General features: G+C 57.9%; 1 protein-coding gene, 2 tRNA genes and 2 rRNA genes (1 of these 5 running past the window's edge). 1 reads left to right on the top strand and 4 read right to left on the bottom strand.

The features are described 5' to 3' along the window. The 4 genes from GWG67_RS19465 to GWG67_RS19450 form a co-directional block, all read right to left on the bottom strand. Window positions 1–1,200: ribosomal RNA gene (locus GWG67_RS19465) — 23S ribosomal RNA — on the bottom strand; it reaches 1,673 nt to the left of the window's first position. Window positions 1,201–1,621: 421 nt separating this feature from the next. Next, a tRNA-Ala gene (locus GWG67_RS19460) sits at window positions 1,622–1,697 on the bottom strand. A 33-nt stretch (window positions 1,698–1,730) separates the two neighbouring features. Beyond that, window positions 1,731–1,807 (bottom strand) — tRNA-Ile (locus GWG67_RS19455). Window positions 1,808–1,995: 188 nt separating this feature from the next. After that, window positions 1,996–3,484: ribosomal RNA gene (locus tag GWG67_RS19450) — 16S ribosomal RNA — on the bottom strand. Together the 16S and 23S rRNA genes with 2 tRNA genes alongside form the textbook arrangement of a ribosomal RNA operon. Window positions 3,485–4,533: 1,049 nt before the next feature. Between GWG67_RS19450 and GWG67_RS19445 the strand changes: the two genes are divergently transcribed. Next, complete coding sequence (locus tag GWG67_RS19445) at window positions 4,534–6,597, top strand: M23 family metallopeptidase (RefSeq protein WP_275170951.1); 2,064 nt, start codon at window positions 4,534–4,536, stop codon at window positions 6,595–6,597. Window positions 6,598–6,755: the final 158 nt, after the last annotated feature.

Here is a 6,755-nt window from a genome sequence, read left to right as displayed (position 1 = left end):
GCTTTCTTTAAAGGATGGCTGCTTCTAAGCCAACCTCCTGGTTGTTTTGGGATTTCCACATCCTTTCCCACTTAGCCACGAATTAGGGGCCTTAGCTGTAGGTCCGGGTTGTTTCCCTCTCCACAACGGACGTTAGCACCCGCTGTGTGACTCCCGGATAGTACTCTCAGGTATTCGGAGTTTGGTTGGGTTTGGTAAGACGGTAAGTCCCCCTAGCCCATCCAGTGCTCTACCCCCTGAGGTATTCATCCGAGGCGATACCTAAATATCTTTCGCGGAGAACCAGCTATTTCCCAGTTTGATTGGCCTTTCACCCCTAACCACAAGTCATCGGAGTCTTTTTCAACAGACACCCGTTCGGTCCTCCAGTGAGTGTTACCTCACCTTCAACCTGCTCATGGCTAGATCACTAGGTTTCGGGTCTAATACAACGAACTTGACGCCCTATTCAGACTCGCTTTCGCTACGCCTTCGCCTATCGGCTTAAGCTTGCTCGTTAAATTAAGTCGCTGGCCCATAATACAAAAGGTACGATGTCACCCAGAACGTATCTTGGGCTCCATCTGTTTGTAGGTGTCCGGTTTCAGGTCTATTTCACTCCCCTCGTCGGGGTGCTTTTCACCTTTCCCTCACGGTACTGGTTCACTATCGGTCGCTGAGGAGTACTTAGGCTTGGAGGATGGTCCCCCCGCGTTCAGACAGGATTTCACGTGTCCCGCCTTACTCGTGGATACATCATCGCATTACTCGTACGGGGCTATCACCCTCTAAGGCCCAGCTTTCCTGACTGGTTCCGATTGTCTTTGATGTATCACTGGCCTGGTCCGCGTTCGCTCGCCACTACTAACGGAGTCTCTGTTGATGTCCTTTCCTCCAGGTACTTAGATGTTTCAGTTCCCTGGGTTTGCTTGAAACCTCCTATGTATTCAGAAGTCTCATACCTTCTTTTGATAACCGGAAATCCAAAACCTCTTCGATCGAAATCTAAAGGCTTAGGCATCTCACATTTCTGTTCGAACCCCACACCACAGTCTTTCGACTGAGGTCTTGGAGTTCCGGCTATCGAAGGTGGGTTTCCCCATTCGGAAATCCATGGATCAAAGCTTCTTCGCAGCTCCCCACGGCTTATCGCAGCGTAGCACGTCCTTCATCGCCTCTCAGCGCCAAGGCATCCACCGAACACCCTTAAGGCACTTGATTGCTCTCATTATCAATGTCCACACACTCGGCAGAATGTTGTCTGCAGAATTACCAAGAAACCTAAGTCTCTAAGGCACGCGCCCTCGATGAACGCTATCTGCAGCCGGACAATGATTAGAAAGACCAGCTTGCTTCGTAAGATCGTTCCGATAGCGAGGCGGTCAAGCTTCGCTAAAAGGATCATTTACAACTCGCTTGTCTTTCAGATGCAGCCTTGTGAGCTACCCTGGAAGACGCACGAGCGCCGAAATGATCCGGAGATAATGAAGTATCGCGCAACAATTGCTTGTTGCCCGATCCAACTCGGATCGATCTCCTCTTTACGATGTCAGAAATCACGCAGCTTACTGTCCATCCGGACTAGTAAGTGCGAAGTGATGTTTCGCGGACGACGGTATGAGTAGTCGGTGATCAAACCATCTGGTGGAGCCAGACGGGATCGAACCGACGACCTCATGCTTGCAAAGCACGCGCTCTCCCAGCTGAGCTATGGCCCCGTAACCAGAAGACGAATGCTCACTCGATGAGTGTGGTGGGCCTGGGAAGACTTGAACTTCCGACCTCACGCTTATCAAGCGCGCGCTCTAACCAACTGAGCTACAAGCCCCTAACGCATATCCAGTCAAGGACCAAGGATTCTGCAAGGTTGCAGCCCCAGCGCGTGTTCGTCCGCGAAGAAAGAGAAACGAAGACGGCGAAATCCCGCCAATGCAGCTCAACGATCCTGACGACCGTTGGCCACTGATGTTTCTAAAACGGTTCGATAGAAGCAAGCTTCTGAAGAACCATCCTTAGAAAGGAGGTGATCCAGCCGCAGGTTCCCCTACGGCTACCTTGTTACGACTTCACCCCAGTCGCTGACCCTACCGTGGCCGGCTGCCTCCCTTGCGGGTTAGCGCACCGTCTTCAGGTAAAACCAACTCCCATGGTGTGACGGGCGGTGTGTACAAGGCCCGGGAACGTATTCACCGTGGCGTGCTGATCCACGATTACTAGCGATTCCAACTTCATGGGCTCGAGTTGCAGAGCCCAATCCGAACTGAGACGGCTTTTTGAGATTTGCGAAGGGTTGCCCCTTAGCGTCCCATTGTCACCGCCATTGTAGCACGTGTGTAGCCCAGCCCGTAAGGGCCATGAGGACTTGACGTCATCCCCACCTTCCTCGCGGCTTATCACCGGCAGTCTCCTTAGAGTGCTCAACTAAATGGTAGCAACTAAGGACGGGGGTTGCGCTCGTTGCGGGACTTAACCCAACATCTCACGACACGAGCTGACGACAGCCATGCAGCACCTGTGTTCCAGGCTCCGAAGAGAAGGTCACATCTCTGCGACCGGTCCTGGACATGTCAAGGGCTGGTAAGGTTCTGCGCGTTGCGTCGAATTAAACCACATGCTCCACCGCTTGTGCGGGCCCCCGTCAATTCCTTTGAGTTTTAATCTTGCGACCGTACTCCCCAGGCGGAATGCTTAAAGCGTTAGCTGCGCCACTAGTGAGTAAACCCACTAACGGCTGGCATTCATCGTTTACGGCGTGGACTACCAGGGTATCTAATCCTGTTTGCTCCCCACGCTTTCGTGCCTCAGCGTCAGTATCGGGCCAGTGAGCCGCCTTCGCCACTGGTGTTCTTGCGAATATCTACGAATTTCACCTCTACACTCGCAGTTCCACTCACCTCTCCCGAACTCAAGATCCTCAGTATCAAAGGCAGTTCTGGAGTTGAGCTCCAGGATTTCACCCCTGACTTAAAGACCCGCCTACGCACCCTTTACGCCCAGTGATTCCGAGCAACGCTAGCCCCCTTCGTATTACCGCGGCTGCTGGCACGAAGTTAGCCGGGGCTTATTCTTGCGGTACCGTCATTATCTTCCCGCACAAAAGAGCTTTACAACCCTAGGGCCTTCATCACTCACGCGGCATGGCTGGATCAGGCTTGCGCCCATTGTCCAATATTCCCCACTGCTGCCTCCCGTAGGAGTTTGGGCCGTGTCTCAGTCCCAATGTGGCTGATCATCCTCTCAGACCAGCTACTGATCGTCGCCTTGGTGAGCCATTACCTCACCAACTAGCTAATCAGACGCGGGCCAATCTTTCGGCGATAAATCTTTCCCCGTAAGGGCTTATCCGGTATTAGCACAAGTTTCCCTGTGTTGTTCCGAACCAAAAGGTATGTTCCCACGCGTTACTCACCCGTCTGCCGCTGACGTATTGCTACGCCCGCTCGACTTGCATGTGTTAAGCCTGCCGCCAGCGTTCGCTCTGAGCCAGGATCAAACTCTCAAGTTGGACTTGAACTTTGAACCGGCTGATCACAACGTTTTGACGAGGTCCCACCATTTTTCATCGACCGAAGTCGATGAGCTGCCCGCGATTCACATCGCTGGCAACGATGGTGTAACCTTAAAACGTGTACCGCCGAAGTCTTTCGTCCGGTCCCGATCCAAAAAGCCGAAGCTCTTTAAATGCGAGACCCGCAAGGACTCCGCCGTCCACGTTTCTCTTTCTTCATCTTCACTTGTCAAACAGCCCGGGACCAGGAGGCCCCAACCTTCCAGAGAGGAAGGGTTCCGACACCCTTACCGACGATGGATGAACTCCAATCGACTTACGTCGACTGTTGTGTCACTCAACAAGGTGAGGAGCATCAGTGGCGCGTTCGCTCGCCTTGGTCAGTGACCCGGCGGCGCCGCGCTCAGTGGTCGGGTTATAGGCCCCACCCATCGGGGTTGTCAACGCCGATTGTCAGAAAATCGTCGCACGGTGGATTGCTGCGAAAACATGCGCGATTCCAGCGAGTTAGAGAGGCGCCGAGCGGCTGGATCGGGCCAATGCGGAGAAAAAACCCAAAAAAAGTTTGGGCCCGACGGGGCTCCGGAGGTGGCATGGAGGAGCCTTGAAGGCGGCTCGGTCGCGACCTGACGCGGCTAGGGGCGCCCGCCCGTGGAAGGCCCCTGGCGCCCGGCCGTATAGGGAAACTTTTCCATATTAGGCGCCGTACTTGAGCCACAATCCCCCGGCGTTCTGGTACAGACAAAGCTTGAATCGCGGGGATGCCAGTGGGGGCTGCCGGCGGTTCGTGTGGGGTCAGAGGAAGGCGATCATCCGATGAAGCGGCCTTCTTCAGACATTCGAGACACATCGAGAGATCTTTTTCCGCTTAGCTGTTCGTAATTTCGGCCGGTCCGTCATCTGGGCCTTCTGACCGCGGACGCCTATGCGGCTTGCCTTTTCCAGAGACGCCCCGAAGAGGGCGGCGTAAGGAGGGGCTCGATACAGGATAGCTCGGAACGGGCGCTCGAAATCGGGCTCTCGGGTCGTTGATTGGGGGACTTGGGTTGAACCACAGGACGTCACGCGGCGCTTACGGGCGTGAGACCGGGATCATCGATCTCGGCCACGAGCCGCCGCTGTCCGTCGATGGTTCCGAAGCCGCCGTTATCGATCGCCGCCGTGTCTCGGTGCAATGGTTCAGCGGGACGATTCTAACCGGACTTTGCGGCGCAGCCCTGATCGGCGGCGCCGTTTTCGCTTCGCTCGATGGCGAGATGACCTTCGCCAAGGTGCCGGAGCGCGTCGAAGGCGCTCTGCGCGGCGCATTCGGCGCAGCCGATCGCGCCGCCACGCTGCACAAGAGCGACCGCCTGCCGCCCCCGAACGAATCCACGGCCTCGCGCAACATCGTGCGCGTCTCGACCGTCGCCCGCGTCGGCAACCGCGACGTGATGCGGGTACGTCCCTTCATCCGGATCGCCGGCAATCTGTCGATGACGACGAGCGATCTGTCGGCGAAGATCCCGCCGTTCAACGCCCAGCGCCTTCTCACCGATGTCGGCTCCGATCCGAAGACGGCATCCGAGGATCCGAACAATCCGGAAGCCGTCGAACCCGACGCCGAGGTCTCGTTCGTCACCAAGGACCTCTCCCAGGTGCTGCCGAAAGCCAAGATTTCCGCAGTGGTGGCGCTCGACGACATCCTGATGCGGGTGCGCGATGCCGCCAACTGGCGCGGCAATGGCGGGGTGCGCTACGCCGCGCTCTCCAATGCTGCGGCCGACGTCTCCGGCGCGACCGGCCCGTCCGAGATCAGAAGCGCCTACGCCACCGAAGTTTCGCCTTCCGATCCCTATGCCGGCTTCGAGACGCGCGTGGTGCCGGAAAACGTCACGCTGCTGCCGAAGACCAAGGAACAGATCACCGGCGGCAATCCCAACGGCGAACGCGTCCACGTGGTCAAAAAGGGCGACAGCGTCGCCGGCGTGCTGCGCGATCTCGGCGCCACGGCCGAGGAGATCAAGGCGATCACCGCGACACTCGGGCCGCGCGGCCGCGACGGCGGCCTGAAGGAAGGCGAGAAGCTGCGCATCCTGATGGCGCCCGCAAGCCCCGGCGCCCGTCTGCAGCCCTACCGCGTCGTCATCGCCAACGAGACCATGGTCGAGGCGATCGCGGCGCTGTCCGATCTCGGCAAATACGTCGCGGTCGACGTCTCCAGCATGAATACCGTCGCAGAGGCGGCGGCGAACGCCAACAGCGACGACGATGACGACGATGACGGCACGGGCGTGCGGCTCTACCAAAGCATCTACGAGACCGCGATGCGCAACAAAGTGCCGATGCCCGTCATCGACGACATGATCAAGATCTACTCCTACGACGTCGATTTCCAGCGCAAGGTGGCGCCGGGCGATTCATTCGACGTGTTCTACGCCGGCGAAGACGAAGGCGTGACCGCGACCGAAAAGAACGACGTGCTGTTCGCTTCGCTCACGCTCGGCGGCGAGACCAAGAAATACTACCGCTACCAGAGCCCCGACGACGGCGTCGTCGACTACTATGACGAGACCGGCAAGAGCGCGAAGAAGTTCCTGGTGCGCAAGCCCGTCAACAACGCCATCATGCGCTCCGGCTTCGGCGGCCGCCGTCACCCCATCCTCGGTTATGTGAAGATGCATACCGGCGTCGACTGGGCCACCTCCTACGGCACGCCGATCTTCGCTTCCGGCAACGGCGTGATCGAGAAGGCCGGCCCCGAGGGCGGCTACGGCAAATACATCCGCATCAAGCATAACAACGGCTACGAGACCGCCTACGGCCACATGTCGGCCTTCGCCAAGGGCATGGAGCCCGGCAAGAAGGTGCGGCAGGGCCAGGTGATCGGCTTCGTCGGTTCGACCGGCGCGTCGACCGGCCCGCACGTCCACTACGAAATCCTGGTCAACGGCCGCTTCGTCGATCCGCTGCGTGTGAAACTGCCGCGCGGCCGTTCGCTGGAAGGCCCGATGCTGGCCGGCTTCGAGAAGGAGCGCGACCGGCTCGAGGGCATGATGAGTGGCCGCGCCGGAGCTATCGCCCGGATGTCGGACGCAACCGGCGGGCCGTTGCAGGTCACCAACCGGTAAAGCCGGCGAACCGGCCGAGATCGGCCGGACGTCTTAACACGATCCGGACTTCAAACACGATCTGGATTTCACGTCGTCGCGCGACGCCCGCTTGGCGGCGTCACAACGTCAAGTTTCGTTTGCCAAAGCGGCATGAGGAGCGAATACTTTCCAAAAAA

The sequence above is a fragment of the Bradyrhizobium sp. CSS354 genome, assembly GCF_029051725.1.
GTDB lineage: Bacteria > Pseudomonadota > Alphaproteobacteria > Rhizobiales > Xanthobacteraceae > Bradyrhizobium.
Note: the sequence above shows the minus strand (reverse complement) of the source record. Positions and strands in the feature narration are given on the sequence as shown.